Source organism: Streptomyces sp. NPDC089919 (genome assembly GCF_040684615.1).
In the GTDB taxonomy this organism is placed as follows: domain Bacteria; phylum Actinomycetota; class Actinomycetes; order Streptomycetales; family Streptomycetaceae; genus Streptomyces.
In genome coordinates, this window is the sequence record NZ_JBFBGK010000126.1 from 1 (window position 1) to 20759 (window position 20759).

General features: G+C 73.6%; 21 protein-coding genes. 12 read left to right on the top strand and 9 right to left on the bottom strand.

Features of this window, described 5'->3' with window-relative positions; genetic code table 11:
• Window positions 1-398: 398 nt before the first annotated feature.
• Window positions 399-1334, bottom strand: coding sequence for a LysR family transcriptional regulator (locus AB0O40_RS33235; protein WP_365049235.1), 936 nt, complete (start codon window positions 1332-1334; stop codon window positions 399-401).
• Window positions 1335-1543: 209 nt separating this feature from the next.
• Here AB0O40_RS33235 and snpA point away from each other — a divergent pair, with 209 nt between their 5' ends.
• Window positions 1544-2200, top strand: a complete 657-nt coding sequence (snpA, locus tag AB0O40_RS33240; protein ID WP_365049236.1) for a snapalysin — start codon at window positions 1544-1546, stop codon at window positions 2198-2200.
• A gap of 79 nt (window positions 2201-2279) precedes the next feature.
• Here snpA and AB0O40_RS33245 read toward each other — a convergent pair whose 3' ends face one another.
• The 3 genes from AB0O40_RS33245 to AB0O40_RS33255 all read right to left on the bottom strand — a co-directional run bounded on the left by AB0O40_RS33245 (window position 2280) and on the right by AB0O40_RS33255 (window position 5482).
• Window positions 2280-2873 carry a GNAT family N-acetyltransferase gene (locus AB0O40_RS33245; RefSeq protein ID WP_365049251.1) on the bottom strand — a complete coding sequence of 198 codons (594 nt, stop codon included), beginning with the start codon at window positions 2871-2873 and terminating at the stop codon, window positions 2280-2282.
• 132 nt (window positions 2874-3005) lie between these two features.
• Window positions 3006-4046 carry a family 2 encapsulin nanocompartment cargo protein polyprenyl transferase gene (locus AB0O40_RS33250; RefSeq protein WP_365049237.1) on the bottom strand — a complete coding sequence of 347 codons (1041 nt, stop codon included), beginning with the start codon at window positions 4044-4046 and terminating at the stop codon, window positions 3006-3008.
• Window positions 4047-4069: 23 nt separating this feature from the next.
• Entirely contained in the window at window positions 4070-5482 is a 1413-nt protein-coding gene (locus AB0O40_RS33255) for a family 2B encapsulin nanocompartment shell protein (RefSeq protein WP_365049238.1), read from the bottom strand.
• A gap of 245 nt (window positions 5483-5727) precedes the next feature.
• Here AB0O40_RS33255 and AB0O40_RS33260 point away from each other — a divergent pair, with 245 nt between their 5' ends.
• The 4 genes from AB0O40_RS33260 (at window position 5728) to AB0O40_RS33275 (ending at window position 9155) form a co-directional block, all read left to right on the top strand.
• Complete coding sequence (locus tag AB0O40_RS33260) at window positions 5728-6180, top strand: Rrf2 family transcriptional regulator (protein ID WP_365049239.1); 453 nt, start codon at window positions 5728-5730, stop codon at window positions 6178-6180.
• A gap of 98 nt (window positions 6181-6278) precedes the next feature.
• Window positions 6279-7475 carry a globin domain-containing protein gene (locus AB0O40_RS33265; protein WP_365049240.1) on the top strand — a complete coding sequence of 399 codons (1197 nt, stop codon included), beginning with the start codon at window positions 6279-6281 and terminating at the stop codon, window positions 7473-7475.
• 152 nt (window positions 7476-7627) lie between these two features.
• The gene (locus tag AB0O40_RS33270; protein WP_365049241.1) at window positions 7628-8218 is read left to right on the top strand and encodes an N-acetylmuramoyl-L-alanine amidase; all 591 of its coding nucleotides are present in this window, start codon (window positions 7628-7630) and stop codon (window positions 8216-8218) included.
• Between the two features lie 22 nt (window positions 8219-8240).
• A complete protein-coding gene (locus AB0O40_RS33275; protein WP_365049242.1) occupies window positions 8241-9155 on the top strand; it encodes a pyridoxal-phosphate dependent enzyme in 915 nt (304 codons plus the stop codon).
• Between the two features lie 4 nt (window positions 9156-9159).
• On the opposite strand, the gene AB0O40_RS33280 is transcribed toward AB0O40_RS33275, so the two are convergent.
• Window positions 9160-10755 carry a Na+/H+ antiporter gene (locus tag AB0O40_RS33280; RefSeq protein ID WP_365049243.1) on the bottom strand — a complete coding sequence of 532 codons (1596 nt, stop codon included), beginning with the start codon at window positions 10753-10755 and terminating at the stop codon, window positions 9160-9162.
• A gap of 56 nt (window positions 10756-10811) precedes the next feature.
• Between AB0O40_RS33280 and AB0O40_RS33285 the strand changes: the two genes are divergently transcribed.
• From AB0O40_RS33285 to AB0O40_RS33295, 3 genes are all read left to right on the top strand, one after another.
• Complete coding sequence (locus AB0O40_RS33285; RefSeq protein WP_365049244.1) at window positions 10812-11072, top strand: UBP-type zinc finger domain-containing protein; 261 nt, start codon at window positions 10812-10814, stop codon at window positions 11070-11072.
• Between the two features lie 191 nt (window positions 11073-11263).
• Window positions 11264-11677 carry an anti-sigma regulatory factor gene (locus AB0O40_RS33290; RefSeq protein ID WP_365049245.1) on the top strand — a complete coding sequence of 138 codons (414 nt, stop codon included), beginning with the start codon at window positions 11264-11266 and terminating at the stop codon, window positions 11675-11677.
• 56 nt (window positions 11678-11733) lie between these two features.
• On the top strand, window positions 11734-12663 hold the full coding sequence (locus tag AB0O40_RS33295) for an RNA polymerase sigma factor SigF (protein ID WP_365049252.1): 930 nt from the start codon (window positions 11734-11736) through the stop codon (window positions 12661-12663).
• A gap of 115 nt (window positions 12664-12778) precedes the next feature.
• Here AB0O40_RS33295 and AB0O40_RS33300 read toward each other — a convergent pair whose 3' ends face one another.
• Window positions 12779-13237 (bottom strand): hypothetical protein, encoded by a 459-nt coding sequence (locus tag AB0O40_RS33300; protein WP_365049246.1) that lies wholly within the window; start codon window positions 13235-13237, stop codon window positions 12779-12781.
• Window positions 13238-13319: 82 nt separating this feature from the next.
• On the opposite strand from AB0O40_RS33300, the gene AB0O40_RS33305 reads away from it, so the two are divergent.
• Entirely contained in the window at window positions 13320-14288 is a 969-nt protein-coding gene (locus tag AB0O40_RS33305; RefSeq protein WP_365049247.1) for a diacylglycerol kinase family protein, read from the top strand.
• Window positions 14289-14603: 315 nt separating this feature from the next.
• Window positions 14604-14861 (top strand): WhiB family transcriptional regulator, encoded by a 258-nt coding sequence (locus tag AB0O40_RS33310; RefSeq protein ID WP_003953983.1) that lies wholly within the window; start codon window positions 14604-14606, stop codon window positions 14859-14861.
• 146 nt (window positions 14862-15007) lie between these two features.
• Here AB0O40_RS33310 and AB0O40_RS33315 read toward each other — a convergent pair whose 3' ends face one another.
• Both AB0O40_RS33315 and AB0O40_RS33320 read right to left on the bottom strand, forming a co-directional pair.
• The gene (locus tag AB0O40_RS33315; RefSeq protein ID WP_365049253.1) at window positions 15008-16477 is read right to left on the bottom strand and encodes a PAS domain-containing sensor histidine kinase; all 1470 of its coding nucleotides are present in this window, start codon (window positions 16475-16477) and stop codon (window positions 15008-15010) included.
• Window positions 16478-16884: 407 nt separating this feature from the next.
• The gene (locus AB0O40_RS33320; RefSeq protein ID WP_365049248.1) at window positions 16885-17475 is read right to left on the bottom strand and encodes a TetR/AcrR family transcriptional regulator; all 591 of its coding nucleotides are present in this window, start codon (window positions 17473-17475) and stop codon (window positions 16885-16887) included.
• Window positions 17476-17557: 82 nt separating this feature from the next.
• Between AB0O40_RS33320 and AB0O40_RS33325 the strand changes: the two genes are divergently transcribed.
• The gene (locus AB0O40_RS33325; protein WP_365049249.1) at window positions 17558-18319 is read left to right on the top strand and encodes an SDR family oxidoreductase; all 762 of its coding nucleotides are present in this window, start codon (window positions 17558-17560) and stop codon (window positions 18317-18319) included.
• Between the two features lie 6 nt (window positions 18320-18325).
• On the opposite strand, the gene AB0O40_RS33330 is transcribed toward AB0O40_RS33325, so the two are convergent.
• On the bottom strand, window positions 18326-19375 hold the full coding sequence (locus AB0O40_RS33330; RefSeq protein ID WP_365049254.1) for an SIS domain-containing protein: 1050 nt from the start codon (window positions 19373-19375) through the stop codon (window positions 18326-18328).
• A 220-nt stretch (window positions 19376-19595) separates the two neighbouring features.
• Between AB0O40_RS33330 and nagB the strand changes: the two genes are divergently transcribed.
• Entirely contained in the window at window positions 19596-20381 is a 786-nt protein-coding gene (nagB, locus tag AB0O40_RS33335; protein WP_365049250.1) for a glucosamine-6-phosphate deaminase, read from the top strand.
• Window positions 20382-20759 lie beyond the last annotated feature (378 nt).

Here is a 20759-nt window from a genome sequence, read left to right on the forward strand (position 1 = left end):
CTACCGCCGGCGTTTGAGGCGCGGGTTCCGGGCCCGGGCCCGGCCGCTGCGCGGAGCCGGCCCCACCCCGCCCCTTCCCGAAACCGGTGGGCGGCCGCCCCCGGAGCCCCCGCGCCTCGAACTCCCCCAGCTACCGCTGGGAGGTACCCCCAGCGAGGCTGGCAAGGGGACAGCGGGGCTCCGCCCCGAACCCCGCACCGCCGCTCCGCGACGGTCGCCTCAAGCGCCGGCGCGGCTGGGATTGCTCGAGACGGGGCGCAAGGCTGCGTAGGCCGGACGCCGACGGCGTTGGGATCGCCCCGCACAGGGGCGCCGGGCGGGGGCGACGCCGGTAAGGCCGGCGCCGGGCCACGGCGGGGCGGGCTGTCCCCGGCGACGGGCAACAAGCGCCGAGTCCGTCAGGGGGTCTGGAGGAGGGGGCTGTTCTGGTGGGAGAGCCAGGTGCGGTAGGCGTCGGCGCGGAGGGCGGACTCGCGATAGGCCGCGCGGAGGTCCGCGTACAGGTCGGCACCCGCACCCGGCGGGGCCGCCAACAGGAGGCGGACGCCCAGCGGGTCGCCCCGGAGGGGGCGGACCGCCATGTCCGCCCGCGGCAGGGAGGTGGGCTGGCAGGGCGCCACCGCCTCCCCCGTCGCGATCAGCGCCGCAGCCGTGTGGTAGTCCCCGTGCAGGTACGGCGGGTCCAGCCCGGCCCCCGCCAGGACCCGCCGCAGCCCGGCCCATTCGCCGTCCACCGACGGGTCGACCATCCACCGGTCCCCCGCCAGGTCGGCCAGGTCCACGACCTCCTGACCGGCCGCCGGATGGTCCCGGGCCAGTGAGACGAACTGCGGTTCCCGCTCCACCAGCACCCACAGCTCGAGCCCGGTCGGGATCCGCAGCGGACACCCCTCGACCTCGTGCACGAAGGCCACGTCCAACTGCCCCGCCGCCACCATCCGCAGCAGCGCGTTGGCGGAGACGTCGACCAGCAGCGAGGTCTCCGCCTCCGGCAGCCGGCGCCGCAGCCGGCGCAGCCACCCCGGCAGGGCCCGGCTGGCCGTGGAGCCGATCCGCAGCCGGGGCCCCAGCGCGGCCGTGCGCGCCTCGGCGACCAGCGCCGCCATCCCGTCCAGCACCGGCCGCGCCCGGCCGAGCACCGCCCGCCCCAGCGGCGTCGGCCGGCAGCCGGTGCGCTCCCGCAGGAACAGCTCACCGTCCAGGGCGCGTTCGATCCGCCGCAGCTGGGTGGTCAGGGAGGGCTGACTCACGCCCAGCAACCGGGCGGCCTTGTGCAGGCTGCCGGTCTCGGCGATGGCGCACACGGCGCGCAGATGCCTCACCTCGAGCTCCATGTCCCGAGCGTAGGGCGGCATCTTGAGACACACCAACCACCGGTGAACCACCTCTTTCCGCCATTTTCACGGCAGTTGACGAAGGGTACCCGTCCGCAGGTGATAGCCCCGCCCTATCGGCGGCTGGCATCATCCGCGCGCCCCATCCGGTCCCGCACACTCCGGTACCGAACGACCCACCCCCCGCACCGGAACCTGGAGGACCCCCCATGAGCCACGCCCGCAAGACGGCGCTCGCCTCCGCCATCGGCATCGGCCTCGCCGCCGCCCTCGGCATCGCCCCCACCGCCGGCGCCGCCCCGGCACCCGCCGCCACCACCGGATCCGCCGCGAGCTACGCGGCGTACGCCCACTCCCAGGAGAACGCGGCCGCCAACCGCGCCTTCTACCAGGCCGTCCTGAAGTCCGTGGCCGCCAAGCGGGCCGCGAACCCGCGGGCCGCCTCGGTCACCGTCTACTACAGCACCCGCAACGCCCCGAGCTTCCGCAGCGTCATATCCCGCAGTGCCCAGATATGGAACGGCTCGGTGGCCAATGTGAAGCTGGCCGAATCCAGCAGCGGGTACGACTTCGCGTACTACGAGGGCAACGACTCGCGCGGCTCGTACGCCAGCACCGACGGCCACGGCAGCGGCTACATCTTCCTCGACTACGCGCAGAACCAGCAGTACAACTCCACCCGCGTGACCGCCCACGAGACGGGCCACGTGCTGGGCCTGCCGGACCACTACTCCGGTCCGTGCAGCGAGCTGATGTCCGGCGGCGGCCCCGGCACCTCCTGCACCAACGCGTACCCGAACTCGGCCGAGCGCTCCCGCGTCGACTCGCTGTGGCGGTACGGCCTGGCCGCCGCCGCCACGAAGTAGCGGGCCCGGTCCCGGACCCCACTCCGGGACCGGGGCGGCCGGACCCGGGGTGCTGCCCGGGTCCGGCCGCGCGGCGCGCTCAGCCGCGCGGCTTGCGCCACATCGGCCACATCCGGGGCCCGTCCGGCAGCTGCACCGGGACACCGGTGAAGTCGAAGCCCAGCCGCTCGTACAGCGGGCGGCTGCGGTCGCTGCTGGCTTCCAGGTACGCGGCCACGCCCTCGCGGTCGCAGCGGTCGAGCACCGGCTGGATCAGGGCGGTGCCCAGCCCCTCGCCCTGCCGGGCCGGGTCCACGGCGATCATCAGCAGGTACTCGTGCTCCTCGTGGGTCGGGTGGATCTCGCCCATCAGGCGGCCGACCAGCTCGCAGCGTTCGTTGTCGGGGTCGGCGGTCTCCCGCATCAGGGCGGGTACGTCGACCTCCTCCTCGTGCTCGCCGGCGGGGACCCGCAGCCAGAGCGCGGCGGCCGAGCCGTCGGCGGCGAGGTCGATCCGGCCCTCCGCGAGGGTGACGTCCACGAACACGCCCAGGAACGCGCCGTGCACCTTCCGGCGGTGCGCCGGGTCGGGGAAGACCCAGCTGCTCACGGGGTCGTCCTGGAAGGCCTCGTCCAGCAGTTTCGCGACCGTGTCCCGGTCGGCCGGCCCCGCCTGACGTATCTCCAGCGCCACAGCTCTCTGCCCTTCACTCATGCATCACTCGAGTACCACGGTCAACATGCAGGAGTGATCCTAGAGTTGGCGCACGCCGGAGACCGGGGCGGCTGACCTGAAACGGTCGCGCACCCCGGCCTCCGGGCGGAACTACCTGGTGCGGCGGGTGACGAACTCCGCCAGGGACAGCAGCCCGCCGGCCGCCGTCAGGTCGGGCACCGCCCGCTGGAGCTGCTGGACCGCCCGGCCCATCCGGTCCGCGGCGTGGATCTGCGCCCAGTCCCGCCCGCCGGCCCGCTCCACCGCGTCCGCGGCCCGCCGTACGTCCGGACCGGTCATCGGCCCGGCGTACAGCTCGGCCAGCTCCGCCCCCGCCGGGGTGCCCGATGTCAGGGCGGCCACCACCGGCAGGGACTTCTTCCGGGCGACGAGGTCGGCGCCGGCGGGCTTGCCCGTGTGCTCGGGGTCCCCCCAGATGCCGATCAGGTCGTCGATGAGCTGGAAGGCCAGTCCGGCCTCGCGCCCGAAGGCGTCCAGCGCCGCGACCTCCTCCTCCCCCGCGCCCGCGTACAGCGCGCCCAGGGCGCAGGAACAGCCGAGCAGCGCCCCGGTCTTGGCCGTCGCCATGGCCAGGCACTCCTCGAGGGAGACCTCGGTCCGCTCCTCGAAGGCGCAGTCCGCCTGCTGTCCGGCGCACAGCTCGACGATGCAGGCGGCCAGCCGGGACGAGGCCCGGGCGGCGGCCGGATGCGGGTCCTCGGCCAGCCAGCGCAGGGCCAGCGCCAGCATGGCGTCCCCGGCGAGGAGGGCGTCCGGGATCCCGAAGACGGTCCAGGCGGTGGGCCGGCCGCGGCGCCGGGAGTCCTCGTCGATGATGTCGTCGTGCAGCAGGGTGAAGTTGTGCGCCAGCTCCACGGCCGCCGCCGCGCGCACCGCCTCCTCGCCCTTGCCGCCCAGCGCCTGGGCGGCGGCCATCACCAGCGCGGGCCGGATGGCCTTGCCGCCGCCCGGGCCGCGGGGCCCGGGCAGGCCGTCGGCCCGCTCCCAGCCGAAGTGGTAGGCCGCGACCCGGCGCATCTGGCCCGGGAGTTCGCGGACCGTCCGGCGCAGCTCGGGCTCGACGGTCTCCCGCGTGCGCTCCAGGAGGGCCGCCGCCTCGTGGCCCCCGGTACCCGTCTCGGTCGTCGTCATGACGCGCGTCCCGTCCGCCGCGCTCAGCGCCAGCGTCCGATCTCCACGTTCTCCAGGACTCCGAGGGCGTCCGGCACCAGCACGGCGGCGGAGAAGTAGGCGGTGACCAGGTAGGAGATGATCGCCTGTTCGTTGATCCCCATGAAGCGGACCGACAGGCTCGGCTCGAGCTCGTCCGGGATGCCCGGCTGGTGCAGGCCGATGACGCCCTGGTCGTCCTCGCCGGTGCGCATGCACAGGATGGAGGTGGTCCGGGCGTCGCTGACCGGGATCTTGTTGCACGGGAAGATCGGCACGCCGCGCCAGGCGGTGACGTACTGCCCGTCGATCTCGACCGGGTCGGGGTAGATCCCGCGCTTGTTGCACTCGCGGCCGAAGGCGGCGATGGCCTTGGGGTGGGCGAGGAAGAGCTTGGAGCCGCGCCGCATGCTGAGCAGCTGGTCCATGTCGTCGGGGCTGGGCACGCCGTCGTGGGACTGGATGCGCTGGTCGTAGTCGGCGTTGTGGAGCAGGCCGAAGGAGCGGTTGTTGACCATCTCGTGCTCCTGGCGCTCGCGCAGCGCCTCGACCGTCAGCCGCAGCTGGTGCTCGGTCTGGTTCATCGGGTGGTTGTAGAGGTCCGCGACGCGGGTGTGCACCTTGAGCACGGTCTGGGCGATGCTCAGTTCGTACTCGCGCGGGCTGGGCTCGTAGTCGACGAAGGTGCCGGGGAGCACCTGCTCGCCGACGTGGCCGGCGGAGAGGTCGACGGCGGCCTCGCCGTAGGCGTTGGTGCGCTGCGCCGGGAGGCTGCGCGCCTGCCGCAGGTGGGCGCCGAGGGAGTCGGCGCGCTCGGCCAGGGCCAGGAAGTCCTGCCGGGTCAGGACCAGGGCGGTGCCGGCGGTGGCGGCGCGGGCGGTGTACTCCCAGATGGCCTCGTCGTCGGTGAGGCTCTGCTCGCCGAAGTAGGCGCCGTCGGCGACGGTGGCGAGCACGGCGTCCTCGCCGTACGGGCCGGGGCCGACCTGCTCGATGCGGCCGTGGGCGAGGAGGAAGACCTCCTCGGCGCGGCTGCCGAAGGAGGTCAGCTCCTCGCCGGGTCGGAAGTCGCGCCGGCGGCAGCGCTGGGCGAGTTCGGTCAGCACGTCGAGGTCGTCGTAGTGCCGCAGCAGGGGCAGTTCGCCCAGCTCGGCGGGGATGACCTGGATCTGGTCCCCGGTCTTGACGAACGTGACGCGGCCGTCGCCGACGGTGTAGCTCAGCCGGCGGTTGACCCGGTACGTGCCGCCCTGCACCCCAACCCACGGGAGCGCCTTGAGGAGCCACCGGGAGGTGATCTCCTGCATCTGCGGCGCGGACTTGGTGGTGCTCGCCAAGTTCCGGGCGGCCGCGGTACCGAGGCTGCGCTGCTGCTGCGCCTGGGCGTCGCGGGATTCGGAACCTGCCTGGACCGACATCTCGTTCCCTTTCGATCACATGGATGACCCGAGAGCAGAAGCCTTTCAGCGCGGAGGGTGGGCGGACCATTACACAAAAGGGTGGGACTACTCCGTGTGGGTGTGGGCAAGCTCCGGGGTTGGCGCTCGACACCCGCCGCGACCGGCGAGTTTCGGCCAGCCTCGGCGGGCCCGTCCCACACCTGCCGCGCCGCCTGCCCGCGTCTTAATTTGAGTCCTGGATGCAAGTTTTCTATCCTCGGGACATGCGGCTGACCCGATTCACCGACCTCGCCCTGCGCGTCCTGATGCGCCTGGCGGTCGAGCGCGAGGAGTTGCCGACCACCCGGGAGGTGGCGGCGACCATGGAGGTCCCGTACACCCACACCGCCAAGGTCGTGGCCCGGCTCCAGCACCTGGGGCTGGTCGAGGCCCGGCGCGGCCGGGGCGGCGGGCTGACCCTGACCGCCGCCGGCCGGGCCGCCTCCGTCGGCGGGGTGGTGCGGGAGCTGGAGGGCGCGGGCGACGTGGTCGACTGCGAGGGCGGCGAACCCTGCCCGCTGCGGTCCGCCTGCCTGCTGCGCGGCGCGCTGCGCCGGGCCCAGGAGGCCTTCTTCGCGACCCTGGACCCGCTGACCGTGACCGATCTGGTCGCCGCCCCGACCGGGCCGCTGCTGCTGGGCATCACGGGCGGCCCCGCCGGCCCGCCCGGCCGGTAGCCCCCCGAGGACACACGTCCGCAAGGCGCCGCGCCCCGGCTCACCCGCACCCAAAAATACGCATCTCAGATACCAATTCAACGAGGCGAGGAGCCCCGATGCTTTCCGAGAAGTCGACCGAGACCGTCCGCGCCACCCTCCCCGCCGTCGGCGCGGCCATCGGAGAGATCACCGAGCTCTTCTACGACAAGCTCTTCGCCGCCCACCCCGAGCTGCTGCGGGACCTCTTCAACCGCGGCAACCAGGCCGCCGGCCTGCAGAAGCAGGCCCTCGCCGGCTCCATCGCCGCCTTCGCCGGCCACCTGGTCGAGCATCCCGACACCCGCCCCGACGTGATGCTCGACCGCATCGCGCACAAGCACGCCTCGCTCGGCGTCACCCGGGAGCAGTACCCCGTCGTCCACCGGCACCTCTTCGCCGCGATCGCCGAGGTCCTGGGCGAGGCCGTCACCCCGGAGGTCGCCGCGGCCTGGGACGAGGTCTACTGGCTGATGGCCAACGCCCTCGCGGCCGTCGAGGAGCGGCTGTACGCGGCGCAGCGGGTGGCCGCCGGGGACGTCTGGCGGGAGTGGACGGTCACCGGCCGGATCGAGGAGACCGCCGACTGCGCCACCTTCCAGCTGCGGCCGGCCGACGGCGTACCGGCCCCGGACTTCCGGCCCGGCCAGTACGTCTCCGTCCAGGTCACCCTCGCGGACGGGGCCCGCCAGATCCGCCAGTACAGCCTCTCCACCGCCCCCGGCTCGCCGGTCCGGGCGATCACCGTCAAGCGGGTGCACGGCGGCCCCACCCCCGACGGGGAGGTCTCCAACCACCTGCACGCGCACGTCCGCGCCGGGGACCGGCTGCGGGTCTCGGCCCCCTTCGGCGACCTGGTGCTGGACGGCTCGGCCGGGCCGGTGCTGCTCGCCTCGGCCGGCATCGGCTGCACCCCGATGCTCTCGATGCTGGAACACCTCGCCGAGACCGGGCACCGGGCCCCGGTCACGGTCGTGCACGCCGACCGATCCCCCGCCGGTCACGCCCTGGCCGGCGACCACCGGCGGCTGACCGGCAAGCTCGCCGACGGCACCGCGCACTTCTGGTACGAGGAGGACGCCGACCCGACCGAGGGCGACCGCACCGGCCGGGTCGACCTGGCCGCCCTGCCGCCGCTGGCCCCCGGCACCCGCGCCTACCTGTGCGGCCCGCTGCCCTTCATGCGCGCGGTGCGCGCGCAGCTGCTGGAGCGGGGCGTGGCGGCCGCCGACATCCACTACGAGGTCTTCGGCCCGGACCTCTGGCTGGCCTCCTGAGGCCCGCTCCGGGCCCGCCGGGCCGGTGACGCACCGTGTCCGGATCGGCTCGCACACGGTCCGAACGAGGTTTGCCGGAAGCGGATGCTCCGGTACATCGGCAGGGGGACGGGCGCGTCCGGCACCCGTCCCGACTGCGAAGGAGGACCGCGATGTCCGAGCCGATGTCCGCCGGGAAGTTCCAGCAGGTGCTGGTCGGAGCGGGTCTGACGGTGGTCGGGGTGGGCGAGTGGCGCACCCACAACCGCAACCACAAGGGCCCCTGGGGGCCGGTGAACGGCGTGATGGTGCACCACACCGCCAGCCGGGGGTCGGCGGCCACGGTCCGTATCTGCCGGGACGGGTACGCGGCCCTGCCGGGTCCGCTCTGCCACGGGGTGATCACCAAGGACGGACACGTCCACCTGGTCGGCTACGGCCGCACCAACCACGCCGGCGGCGGCGACGGGGACGTGCTGGCCGCCGTGATCGCGGAGAAGGCGCTGCCACCCGACAACGAGCACGACGTCGACGGCAACCGGCACTTCTACGGCTTCGAGTGCGAGAACCTCGGCGACGGCGACGACCCCTGGCCCGAGGTCCAGCTCGACGCCATCGCCCGGGCCGCGGCGGCGATCTGCCGGCAGCACGGCTGGACCGAGCGCTCGGTGATCGGCCACCGCGAGTGGCAGCCCGGCAAGATCGACCCGGTGGGCTTCACCATGGCCGCCATGCGGGAGCGGGTCCGCGCCCACCTCAAGTGACCCGGCCCCGGACAATGGGGGCATGACCAGCTCGGCGCCCGACCTCGACGGCCTCCGGCCGCGCCTGCCCTCCCCCTTGCGGGAGCTGCCGGCGGAGGACGGGCGCTTCGCCCGGCACGGCGTGACCCTGCTCCTCAAGCGGGACGACCTGATCCACCCGGACCTGCCGGGCAACAAGTGGCGAAAGCTTTCGCTGAACCTCACGGCCGCGGCGGAGCAGGGCCGGGACACCCTGGTGACCTTCGGGGGCGCGTACTCGAACCACCTGCGGGCCACGGCCGCGGCCGGCCGGCTGCTGGGGTTCGCGACCGTGGGGATCGTCCGGGGCGAGGAGCTGGCCGGGCGGCCGCTGAATCCTTCCCTCGAACGGTGCGCGGCGGACGGGATGCGGCTGCACTTCGTCGACCGCGGCCGCTACCGGCGCAAGGCCGAGCCGGCGGTCCTGGCCGGGCTGCTGGCCGAGGCGGGCGCGGCGGGGGCGTACGTGGTGCCGGAGGGCGGCAGCAACGCACCGGCCGTACGGGGCTGCGAGGCGCTGGGGCGCGAGCTGCGGGACGCGGCGGACGTGGTGGCGGTCGCCTGCGGCACCGGCGGCACCCTCGCCGGCCTGGCCGCCGGCCTGGCACCGGCCCAGCGGGCGCTGGGGGTGCCGGTCCTCAAGGGCGGCTTCCTGGACGCGGAGGTCCGCCGGCTCCAGACCGAGGCCTACGGGGCTCCCCGGGGCGCCTGGTCGCTGGACGACCGCTTCCACTTCGGCGGGTACGCCCGCACGCCGGCCGAGCTGGTGGCCTTCGCCGAGGACTTCGAGGCCCGGCACGGCCTGGCGGTGGAGCGGATCTACGTGGCCAAGCTGCTGTACGCCCTGACGGCCCTGACCGCCGAGGGCGCCTTCCCCCGCGGCACCCGCCTGGCCGCGGTGGTCACCGGCACCCCGTAGCCGGTCAGTCGGCCACCTCGCGGTAGGCCGCGGCCTCTTCGAGGTCCAGGCGGCGCAGCAGGGTGCGCAGCATCTCGTCGTCGATGCGGCGGCGGTCGCGCAGCTCGACGAAGACCTCCCGCTCCGCCTCGATCATCTCCCGGGCCAGCCGGCGGTAGGTGTCGTCGGCCGACTCCCCGGTCTCCGGGTTCACCTGCCCCAGCCGCTCCCAGACGGCGTTGCGGCGCCGCTCTATGACCGTCCGCAGCCGGTCCGCCAGCGGCGTCGGCAGGGCGTTGCGGGGGTCCTCCAGGAGCTCGGCCAGCTTCGTCTCGGCGGCCACCGAGGCGTCGTTCTGGGCCTGCGCCTCGGCCAGCGTCTCCGCCTGCCGGTCCACCGGCGGCAGCCGCAGCAGCCGGATCAGCGGCGGCAGCGTCAGCCCCTGGACGACCAGGGTGCCGATGACCGTGGTGAAGGTCAGGAAGAGGATGAGGTTGCGGGCCGGCACCGGCGCCCCGCTCTCCATCGTCACCGGCACCGCGAAGGCCACCGCCAGCGAGACCACGCCCCGCATCCCGGCCCATCCCACGATCACCGGCGACTTCCAGTTGGTCTCCGGCTCGCGGGCCCGGATCCGGGCGGACAGCCGGGGCATGAAGGTCGCCGGGAAGACCCAGACGAAGCGGGCCGCCACCACCGCGAGGAAGACCGCCACCGCGTACCAGGCCGCGCGCGGTCCCTCGTACTCCCCGAGGCCTTCGAGGACCACCGGCAGCTGGAGGCCGATCAGCGCGAAGACCACCGTCTCCAGCACGAAGGCGACCATCTTCCACACCGCCTCCTCCTGGAGCCGGGTGGCGAAGTCCACCTGCCAGTTGCGGTGGCCCAGGTACAGCGCCACGACCACCACCGCGAGCACCCCGGAGGCGTGCACGCGCTCGGCCGCCGCGTAGGCGACGAACGGGATCAGCAGCGACAGGGTGTTCTGCAGCAGCGGGGTGCTCAGCCGGGTGCGCAGCGCGTGGATCGGCACCATCAGCAGCAGGCCCACGCCCACCCCGCCGACCGAGGCCATCAGGAACTCCGCGACCCCGCCGGCCCAGCCGGCCCCGGACCCGACCAGGGCGGCCAGCGCCACCTTGTACGCGGTGATCGCGGTGGCGTCGTTCACCAGGGACTCGCCCTGGAGGATGGTGGTGATGCGGCTCGGCAGGCCCAGCCGGCGGGCGATCGCGGTGGCGGCGACCGCGTCCGGCGGGGCCACCACCGCCCCCAGCACCAGCGCCGCGGGCTTCGAGAGGCCCGGCACGATCAGGTGCGCCGCGTACCCGACCACGAGGGTCGCGAAGAGCACGTACCCGACCGAGAGCAGCGCCACCGGCCGCAGGTTGGCCCGCAGCCCCAGGTACGAGGAGTCGATGGCGGCCGTGTAGAGGAGCGGCGGCAGCACCAGCGGCAGCACGATGTGCGGATCGAGGGCGTACGACGGCACCCCCGGTACGTACGACGCCGCCAGCCCGGCCGCCACCAGCAGCAGCGGCGCCGGAATGGGCGTGCGCCGGGCCAGCCCGGCGACCACGGCGCAGCCGGCCACCAGCCACACCAGGGGGAATGCCTCCATCGGGGCTCCGTCCTCGCTCCAACTGACGCCCGCGGCGCCCACGTAACCTGGCCATCATGAGCGACTGCCTGCACGTTCCCGAACTGCCGCGCCCCGAGCCCGTCCCCCAGGGGCTGACCTGCGCCGACTGCGAGAGCGCCGGCACCCAGCCGGTGCAGCTGCGGATGTGCCTGGCCTGCGGCAAGGTCGGCTGCTGCGACTCCTCGCCGCTCAAGCACGCCACCGCGCACTACGAGGCGACCGGCCATCCGGTGATGCGCAGCCACGAACCGGGTGAGACCTGGCGCTGGTGCTACGTGGACGCGGCGATCGTCTGAGGTTCGACCGCCCGCCCGCGGGGTAGGTCAACGATCCTCCGGTTCCCTGGATTTGGGCCCGCAGACCTCTAGCCACCCTCCGTACCCGTTGACTTACTATCGGTCACGGCCGGACAGGGGCGCCAAGACACGAGCGCTCGGATCGCGATAGCGTCACCGGCGAAAGAGCTCGTACCACCTTGGAGGTGAGGGTGTCCCAGATCGCAGGCGAGCCCGGGACGCAGGACTTCGTGGAAGTCCGGCTGCCGGCCGCGGGTGCCTACCTGTCGGTGCTGCGTACGGCCACGGCCGGCCTCGCGGCACGTTTGGACTTCACCCTCGACGAAATCGAGGACCTGCGCATCGCCGTCGACGAGGCCTGCGCGATCCTGCTCCAGCAGGCCGTTCCCGGCTCCGTCCTCAGCTGCGTCTTCCGGCTGATCGACGACTCGCTGGAGGTGACGGTCTCCGCACCGACCACGGACGGCCGCGCCCCCGAGCGCGACACGTTCGCCTGGACCGTGCTCTCCGCGCTGGCGGGCAAGGTCGAGTCGACGGTCGCCGAGGACAAGACGGTCAGCATCAGTCTCTACAAACAGCGCGGCGCGGGACCCGGGCCGGCGTGAGCGGCGAGGAGACCCCCGTGCACGGCACGGGGGACCCGTACTCGGCGTCCCCGGCGGTGGCCGGGGCGGATGGCTGGGGCGCGCCCCGGACCGCGCACGCTTCCGGCGGCGGCATCCCGGAACAGCAGCAGGCCCGGCCGCACCCGGCGGATGACGGCTTTTCGGACTCGGCGGAGCGACGGGCGGGCCCTATGAGCGAGACTGAGCACCACACCAAAGAGGAGCACGATCCGCGCGACCGCAGTGGCGCGCGGGCCCTGTTCATCGAACTGCGCGAGCTGCCGGAGGGTTCCCCGGAGCGGGCCGAGCTGCGCAACCGGCTGGTGCGGATGCACCTGCCGCTGGTGGAGCACCTGGCCCGGCGGTTCCGCAACCGCGGTGAGCCGCTGGACGACCTGACGCAGGTGGCGACCATCGGCCTGATCAAGTCGGTGGACCGGTTCGACCCGGACCGCGGGGTGGAGTTCTCCACGTACGCGACGCCGACCGTGGTCGGCGAGATCAAGCGGCACTTCCGCGACAAGGGCTGGGCGGTCCGGGTGCCGCGGCGGCTCCAGGAGCTGCGGCTGGCGCTGACCACGGCCACCGCGGAGCTCTCCCAGCAGCACGGCCGCTCGCCGACCGTGCACGAGCTGGCGGAGCGGCTGGGAATCTCCGAGGAGGAGGTGCTGGAGGGGCTGGAGTCCGCCAACGCCTACAGCACCCTCTCGCTGGACGTCCCGGACACCGACGACGAGTCCCCCGCGGTCGCGGACACGCTGGGCGCGGAGGACGAGGCCCTGGAGGGGGTCGAGTACCGCGAATCCCTCAAGCCGCTGCTGGAGGGGCTGCCGCCGCGGGAGAAGCGGATCCTGCTGCTGCGGTTCTTCGGGAACATGACCCAGTCGCAGATCGCGCAGGAGGTCGGCATCTCGCAGATGCACGTCTCCCGGCTGCTGGCCCGGACCCTGGCGCAGCTGCGGGACAAGCTGCTGGTCGAGGAGTGAGCCGGCGCCCCGGCCGGCGCCCCCGAGGGGAGCGCCGTCACGGGGAGTGACCGAACGGCACGAGGCCGCCGGTGCGTGCGCACCGGCGGCCTCGTCGTGTGTCGGCCCGCGGGCGCTAGTCGGTCGCCTCGTCGGTGGCGGTGGACCGGGGGTGGGCGCCCAGCGCCAGGGTGGTCTCCGGGTGCACCAGCAGGTACAGCGTGGTCGCCGCGGTCAGCGCCAGGACGACGCCGGCCACGGTCAGCGCGCCGCCGGTCTCGTGCAGCGTCCAGGCCACCGGCAGCGCCAGCAGCTGGGTGATCAGCGCCGGGCCGCGGCTCCAGCGGCGCAGCTGCCGCAGGCCCCGGGCCGCGGCCAGCGGCAGCAGGGCCAGGACGATCAGGGTGATGCCGCCGGTCTCGGCCTGCTTGACCGAGTCGACCTTGTCGAGGATCCCGGTGAGCAGGAGGTAGACGCCGAGCCCGGCCAGGGCGAGGCCTTCCAGCGCGGTGAGCGCGGCGGCGGCGGTCAGCCGGGCGGGCACCGGGCCGGGGGCGGCAGGCTGGGCGGGGGCGGGGGTCTGCTGAGAACTCACCCGAGCAGAGTAGCCCCGGTGGGCGGGCCGGTGACGGCGGCCGGTCTGGGCGCCGTGCTGACCAGTGGGTAATCTGGCGCACATGCGTGCACTCCTCGTGGTCAATCCGGCGGCAACCACCACCAGTGCGCGCGTGCGCGACGTCCTGATCCACGCCCTGGCCAGCGAGATGAAGCTGGAGGCGGTGACCACCGAGTACCGGGGGCACGCCCGGGACCTCGGGCGCAAGGCCGCGTACAGCGACGACATCGAGCTGGTGGTCGCCCTCGGCGGCGACGGCACGGTCAACGAGGTCGTCAACGGCCTGCTGCACAACGGCCCCGATCCGGAGCGGCTGCCCCGGCTGGCCGTGGTGCCCGGCGGCTCCACGAACGTCTTCGCCCGGGCCCTGGGCCTGCCCAACGACGCGGTGGAGGCCACCGGCGCCATCCTGGACGCCCTGCGCGAGCGCCGGGAGCGGACGGTCGGCCTGGGCCTGGCGGCGGGCACCCCGGGCACGGAGGACGAGTCGGTGCCCTCGCGCTGGTTCACCTTCTGCGCGGGATTCGGATTCGACGCCGGTGTGGTGGGCCGAGTGGAGCAACAGCGGGAACGCGGCAAGCGTTCGACCCATGCGCTCTACGTCCGGCAGTTGGTGCGTCAATTCCTCGACGAGCCGCACCGCAGGCACGGCACGATCACACTCGAACGGCCGGACGCGGATCCCGTCCGTGACCTTGTGCTGTCGATAGTGTGCAATACGTCGCCGTGGACTTTCCTGGGGAACAAGCCGCTCTACGCCTCCCCGGAGGCCTCTTTCGACACCGCGCTCGACGTGCTTGGTCTGGACCGTTTGTCAACTCCGGCGATCGCCCGGTACGCCACCCAGCTCCTGACCTCGACTCCTGAGCGCGGGCCGCAGGGCAAGCACGCGGTGTCCCTGCACGATCTGACCGACTTCACCTTGCATTCGAAGGTTCCGCTCCCCTTCCAGATGGACGGCGATCACCTCGGACTGCGCACCAGCGTGACGTTCACAGGCGTTCGCCGTGCACTGCGTGTGATTGTGTGAGTGGGAGAGGCGAAACTCCTTTCACTCGAACGTTTAGGCGCGGGTCCACCCCATAGAAGTACGGCTGTGACCTAGTCGACACCGACGAATCAAAAAAAACTTTCCGGAAGGGGTTGTGTCCCCGTCCGAGGTTTGCGAATCTCTACATGGCGATCGGGACAGCCCGCAGGACCCGGCACCCCATGACCGCCAGAACCCCTCCACGAATCGGACCGCACCAGGCAACTGGGCGTCGGCCCTTCCCTCGCGAAGGGATTCGTGAAAGCGTTCACATTCACAAGCAACCTGCCCGCAATACAAGGAGATGGAGCAGCCATGGACTGGCGTCACAACGCCGTTTGCCGCGAGGAAGACCCCGAGCTCTTCTTCCCCATCGGCAACACCGGTCCTGCGCTGCTGCAGATCGAGGAAGCCAAGGCCGTCTGCCGCCGCTGCCCCGTCATGGAGCAGTGCCTGCAGTGGGCGCTCGAGTCCGGTCAGGACTCCGGCGTCTGGGGCGGTCTCAGCGAGGACGAGCGCCGCGCGATGAAGCGCCGCGCCGCTCGCAACCGGGCGCGCAACGCCAGCGCCTGATATCGACTTTCGAGCCTCGAGCCGCAGCGCGTAGTACCCACATAGCGCTCAGCAACGTGCTCTTGAGCCCCGGACCGTGATCCACGGTCCGGGGCTCAGTGCTTTTCCCGGGGCCGCGCCGGCCCGGTCCCCCGGCGGGACGGGCCCTACTTCTGCGGGGTGACCGGCACGTCGAGCACGACCTTGGTGCCGCCGTCCGGCCCCGGCAGCATGTCGAAGCTGCCGCCGAGCTCGCCCTCGACGAGGGTGCGGACGATCTGCAGCCCGAGGTTGCCGGCCTTCTGCGGGTCGAAGCCGGGCGGCAGGCCCCGGCCGTCGTCCTGCACGGTGATCATCAGCCGGGCGTCGTCGCGGCCGCTGCCGCTGCGGGCCGCGGTCACCTCGACGGCGCCCCGGTCCCCCGGCGCGAAGGCGTGCTCGAGGGCGTTCTGCAGGATCTCGGTGAGCACCATCGACAGCGGGGTGGCCACCTCGGCGTCGAGGATGCCGAACCGGCCGGTGCGGCGGCAGTCCACCTTGCCCGGCGAGATCTCCGCGACCATCGCGATCACCCGGTCGGCGATCTCGTCGAACTCCACCCGCTCGTCCAGGTTCTGGGACAGCGTCTCGTGCACGATGGCGATCGAACCGACCCGGCGGACCGCCTCGTTGAGCGCCTCGCGGCCCTGGTCCGAATCCATCCGGCGGGCCTGCAGCCGCAACAGGGCCGCGACCGTCTGGAGGTTGTTCTTCACCCGGTGGTGGATCTCCCGGATGGTGGCGTCCTTGGTGATCAACTCGCGCTCGCGGCGGCGCAGTTCGGTGACGTCGCGGCAGAGCACCAGCGAGCCGATCCGGGTGCCCTTGGGCTTGAGCGGGATGGCCCGCAGCTGGATGACCCCGCTGTTGCCCTCGACCTCGGTCTCCCGGGGCGCCCAGCCGCTGGCCAGCTTGACCAGCGCCTCGTCGACCGGGCCCCGGGAGGGCGCCAGCTCGGCGGTGGTGGTGCCGAGGTGCTGGCCGACCAGGTCGGAGGCGAGCCCGAGGCGGTGGTAGGCGGAGAGGGCGTTGGGCGAGGCGTAGGTGACCACGCCCTCGGCGTCGAGCCGGATCAGGCCGTCGCCCACCCGCGGGGAGGCGTCCATGTCGACCTGCTGGCCGGGGAAGGGGAACGTTCCGGCGGCGATCATCTGCGCCAGGTCGGAGGCCGACTGGAGGTAGGTCAGCTCCAGCCGGCTCGGGGTGCGCACGGTCAGCAGGTTGGTGTTGCGGGCGATCACGCCGAGCACCCGGCCCTCCCGGCGCACCGGGATCGACTCGACCCGGACCGGGACCTCCTCGCGCCACTCCGGGTCGCCCTCCCGGACGATCCGGCCCTCGTCGAGGGCCGCGTCCAGCAGCGGCCGGCGGCCGCGCGGCACCAGGTGGCCGACCATGTCGTCCTGGTACGAGGTGGGGCCGGTGTTGGGCCGCATCTGCGCGACGGAGACGTAGCGGGTGCCGTCCAGGGTCGGGACCCACAGGACCAGGTCCGCGAAGGACAGGTCGGAGAGCAGCTGCCACTCGGAGACGAGCATGTGCAGCCACTCGAGCTCGGTCTCGCTGAGGGCGGTGTGCTGGCGTACGAGGTCGTTCATGGAGGGCACAGGGCCGAGCGTACCCGGGCCGAGCGGGTGGAGATTCCCGCGGGGAATACCCAGACGGGCTCCCGGCCGCGTATGTTGGAGGAAGTGACGGACCTTCGGACCCTGTCGTTGGATGGACAGAACAGATTGGTCTAGTCCACAATGCAGATGTCACGGACTTGATGTCATCGACGTGACGTCACGGACTTCCGCCCTCCCCGCACAGGAGGACGGATCGAGGTAAGCCGCGCGTTCTGCCCTGACCGCGCCGGCACCTCCCACCGGCCGCGGGGACCGCACACCCCTCGGCCGACGCAACTCCGGGCCATGGTGCCGGGCGGGCTGAGGGTCCCGCCCGACACCGTGGCCCTGGGGCTTTCCGGGGCCCTTCCGCGCCCCTCCCCCGCGGTCCGCGACCGCTACGGCCAGGCCAGCAGCGCCCGGGCCGCCACCGCCTCCAGTTCCGCCCGGTCCGCGCCGTCGCGCGCCTGCTGGGACATGCCCTGCAGGACCGCCCAGCCGTAGCGGGCCAGCCCCGCCGCGTCCGTGTCCGCCGGCAGCACCCCGGCCGCCACGTCCGCGCGGATCCGGCTCTCGAAGGCGGCCACGTTGGCCGCCCGGCGGGCCCGCAGGGCCTCCTCCACCTCGGGCGTGCCGCAGCCGGAGCCGGCGCTCAGCACCAGGCAGCCCGGCGGCAGCTCGGGGCTGGTGTACGAGGCCGCGGCCTCGTAGAGCGTCCGGGCCATCCCGGCCCGCGCGGTGGGCTCCTCCGCCAGCGCCCGCGCACCGAAGGCGCCGTACGTGCCCGCGTACGCCTCCACCACCTCGTCGAAGAGCTGCTGCTTGCCGCCGAAGGCGGCGTACAGGCTGGGCGCACCGATCCCCATGGCCTTGGTGAGGTCCGCGATCGAGGTGGCTTCGTAGCCGTGGATCCAGAAGGCGCGCAGCGCCTCGTTGAGGGCCGCGGCCCGGTCGAAGGAGCGGGGCCTGCCGCGCTGTCCGGTCACCATGCCCGAATTCTATAGCGACCGTTAGTGAATCTGGGGTACGGTCTGAATCTGTAACGACCACTAGAGAAATGGGGGGCGTGCCATGGGCGTGCTCGACGGCAGGACGGCAGTGGTGACCGGGGGCGGCCGGGGCATCGGGCGGGCGGTGTCCGAGCGGCTGGCCCGGGACGGCGCCCTGGTCGCCGTGCACTACGCGCGGCAGGAGGACGCGGCACAGGAGACGGTGGCCGCGATCGGGGCCGCGGGCGGCCGGGCCTTCGCGGTCCGCGCCGACTTCGCCGCCCCGGGCGGTGCGGCGGCCCTCTGGGCGGCGTACGACGCCCACCCGCTGGCCACGGAGGGGGTGGACATCCTGGTCAACAACGCGGGCGCGGCCACCTTCGCCGGGCTGGCCGACACGGACGAGGAGACCTTCGACCGGGCGCTGGCGGTCAACGCCAAGGCGCCCTTCTTCGTCACCCAGCTCGCGCTGCCCCGGCTGCGCGACGGCGGCCGGATCGTCAACATCACCGGCACCCCGGACATCGCCCTGCCGGCCATCCTGGCCACGATCATGGCCAAGGGCGCGGTGAACGCCCTGACCGTCTCGCTGGCCGCCGAGCTGGCACCGCGCGGGATCACGGTCAACTCGGTGGGCCCCGGCATCACCGAGACCGAACTCAACGCCGCCTGGCTGGCCGACCCGGCCGCCCGGGCGCACGCAGCCTCCCGCTCGGTCTTCGGCCGGATCGGCACCGCCGAGGAGGTCGCGGACGTGGCGGCCTTCCTGGCCTCCCCCGACTCCCGCTGGGTCACCGGCCAGCACCTGGACGCGACCGGCGGCCTCCAGCTCAGCCTGCTGTAGGCCCTCTCAGCGGGTCTCGACGGTCTTGGCCAGGGCCCTGGGCGCGTCCGGGTCCCGGCCCCGGGCCAGGGCCACCTCGTACGCCAGTAGCTGGAGCGGCAGGATCTCCAGCACCGGCTGGAGCTCTTCGGGGACCCCGTCGACCGGGAGCACGAAGCCGGCCGAGGCGGCCGCCACGGACCGGGCGGGGCCGACCACGAACAGGTCGGCGCCCCGGGCCCGCAGCCGGTCCAGGACCGGCCGCAGCGCCTCGCCGCCGCGGCCCCCGGTGACCACCGCGATCACCGGGGAGACGTTGTCCACCAGCGCCAGCGGGCCGTGCAGCAGGTCCGCCCCGGAGTAGGCCAGCGCCGGGATGTAGCCGGTCTCCATCATCTTGAGGGCGGCCTCGCGGGCGGTGGGGTAGCCGAAGCCGCGGGAGGTGAGGACCATTCGCTCGGCGAAGCGGTAGCGGGCGGCGAGGGTCCGGACCTCGTCCGCGCGGTCGAGGATCCGGCCGGCCAGCCCGGGCAGCGCCGCCGGCGCGGTGCCGGCGGGGGCGGTGCCGGCGGGGGCGGTGCCGGCCCGCTCCAGACCCTCGACGAAGAGGTACAGGGCCAGCAGCGAGGCGGTGTACGTCTTGGTGGCCGGCAGCGCCCGCTCGGGGCCGGCCAGTACGTCGATCTGGTACTCGGTGACGGCCGCCAGCGCGGAGTCGGGGTTGTTGGTGACGGCCAGCGTGATCGCGCCGGCCGCGCGCGCCGCCTGGGCGGAGGCCACCAGGTCCGGGGAGCCGCCGGACTGGCTCACGGTGACGACCAGGACGTCCCGGAGCCGGGGCCGGGCGCCGTAGGCGGTGGTGGTGGACATCGAGCTGAGCCCGCAGGGCAGCCCGAGCCGCACCTCGAACAGGTACTTGGCGTACAGGGCGGCGTGGTCCGAGCTGCCGCGGGCGGCCAGCAGGACGAAGCGGGGGCGGCGCTGGGCGACGGCCTCGGCGGTGGCGCGGATGGCGGCGGCGCCCTCGGCCAGGAGCCGGTCCAGCACTGCGGGCTGCTCGGCCATCTCGGCGGACATCAGCCGGCCCGGCCGTTCCAGGGCGGTCACCACCCCAGTCTGGCGCCGGGGCGCCGGAGCGGCACCCGGACCGGCCCGCGGCGGGGTGCTCCCGGGCCGACGGGCCGGGTGGGGGTTTTCGGCCGAGGATGGAGGGGGCGGAGGCCGTGTCCAGGGGGCCCGGTTCTGCTAGATTGGTCTATACCACAAGAGCGCTCCCTCTCAGATCGGCAGGCCCAGCGTGGAAGTTGTCATCGTTCCGGACGCCAAGGCTGGCGGCGAACTCATCGCGGAGGCCATGGCCGCCCTGGTCCGCCGCAAGCCCGACGCCCTGCTCGGCGTGGCGACCGGCTCCACGCCGCTGCCGATCTACGAAGCCCTGGCCGCCAAGGTCCGCGGCGGCGAGGTCGACGCCTCCCGCGCCCGGATCTGCCAGCTCGACGAGTACGTCGGACTGCCGGCCGGACACCCGGAGTCCTACCGGTCCGTGGTGCTGCGCGAGGTCGTCGAGCCGCTGGGCCTGTCCGAGGCGTCGTTCATGGGCCCGGACGGCACCGCGCAGGACATCGTGGGCGCCTGCGAGGCCTACGACCTGGCGCTGGCCGAGGCCGGCGGGGTGGACCTCCAGCTGCTCGGCATCGGCACGGACGGCCACATCGGCTTCAACGAGCCCTGCTCCTCGCTGGCCTCGCGCACCCGCATCAAGACGCTCACCGAGCAGACGCGGGTGGACAACGCCCGCTTCTTCGACGACGACATCGACCAGGTGCCGCACCACGTCATCACGCAGGGCATCGGCACCATCCTGGACGCCCGCCACCTGGTCCTGCTGGCGACCGGCGAGGGCAAGGCCGAGGCGGTCGCACAGACCGTCGAGGGGCCGCTGTCCGCGCTGGTGCCGGCGTCCGCGCTGCAGCTGCACCGGCATGCGACGGTCGTCGTCGACGAGGCGGCGGCGTCGAAGCTGAAGCTGGCGGAGTACTTCCGGCACACCTTCGCCAACAAGCCGGCCTGGCAGGGCCTCTAGCCGGCGGCGCACCCCTTGGGCGGCCCCTGCTGGGGTGCCCCGCCAGCCCGAAGGGCCGGCCCCCCTTCCTCGGGGAGCCGGCCCTTCGGCACGCCCAGCCCCGCCAGGGAGTGGCAAGTCCAGCCCAGCCGGGCAGACCCAGCCCCGCCGGCGTTTGAGGCGCGGGGTCCGGGGCGGCGCCCCGAAACCTGGCCCCCGCCCACCCCTTTGGCGCGACCCCGCCGGGCACATCCAGCCCCGCCAGGGAGTGGCAAACCCAGCCCCGCCGGCGATTGAGGCGCGGGGTCCGGGCCCGCGCCCGGCCGCTGCGCGGAGCCCGCCCCCCCCCCCCCCCCCCCCCAACCCGGGGGGCCCCCCCCCCATCGGGAGAGCGGCGGG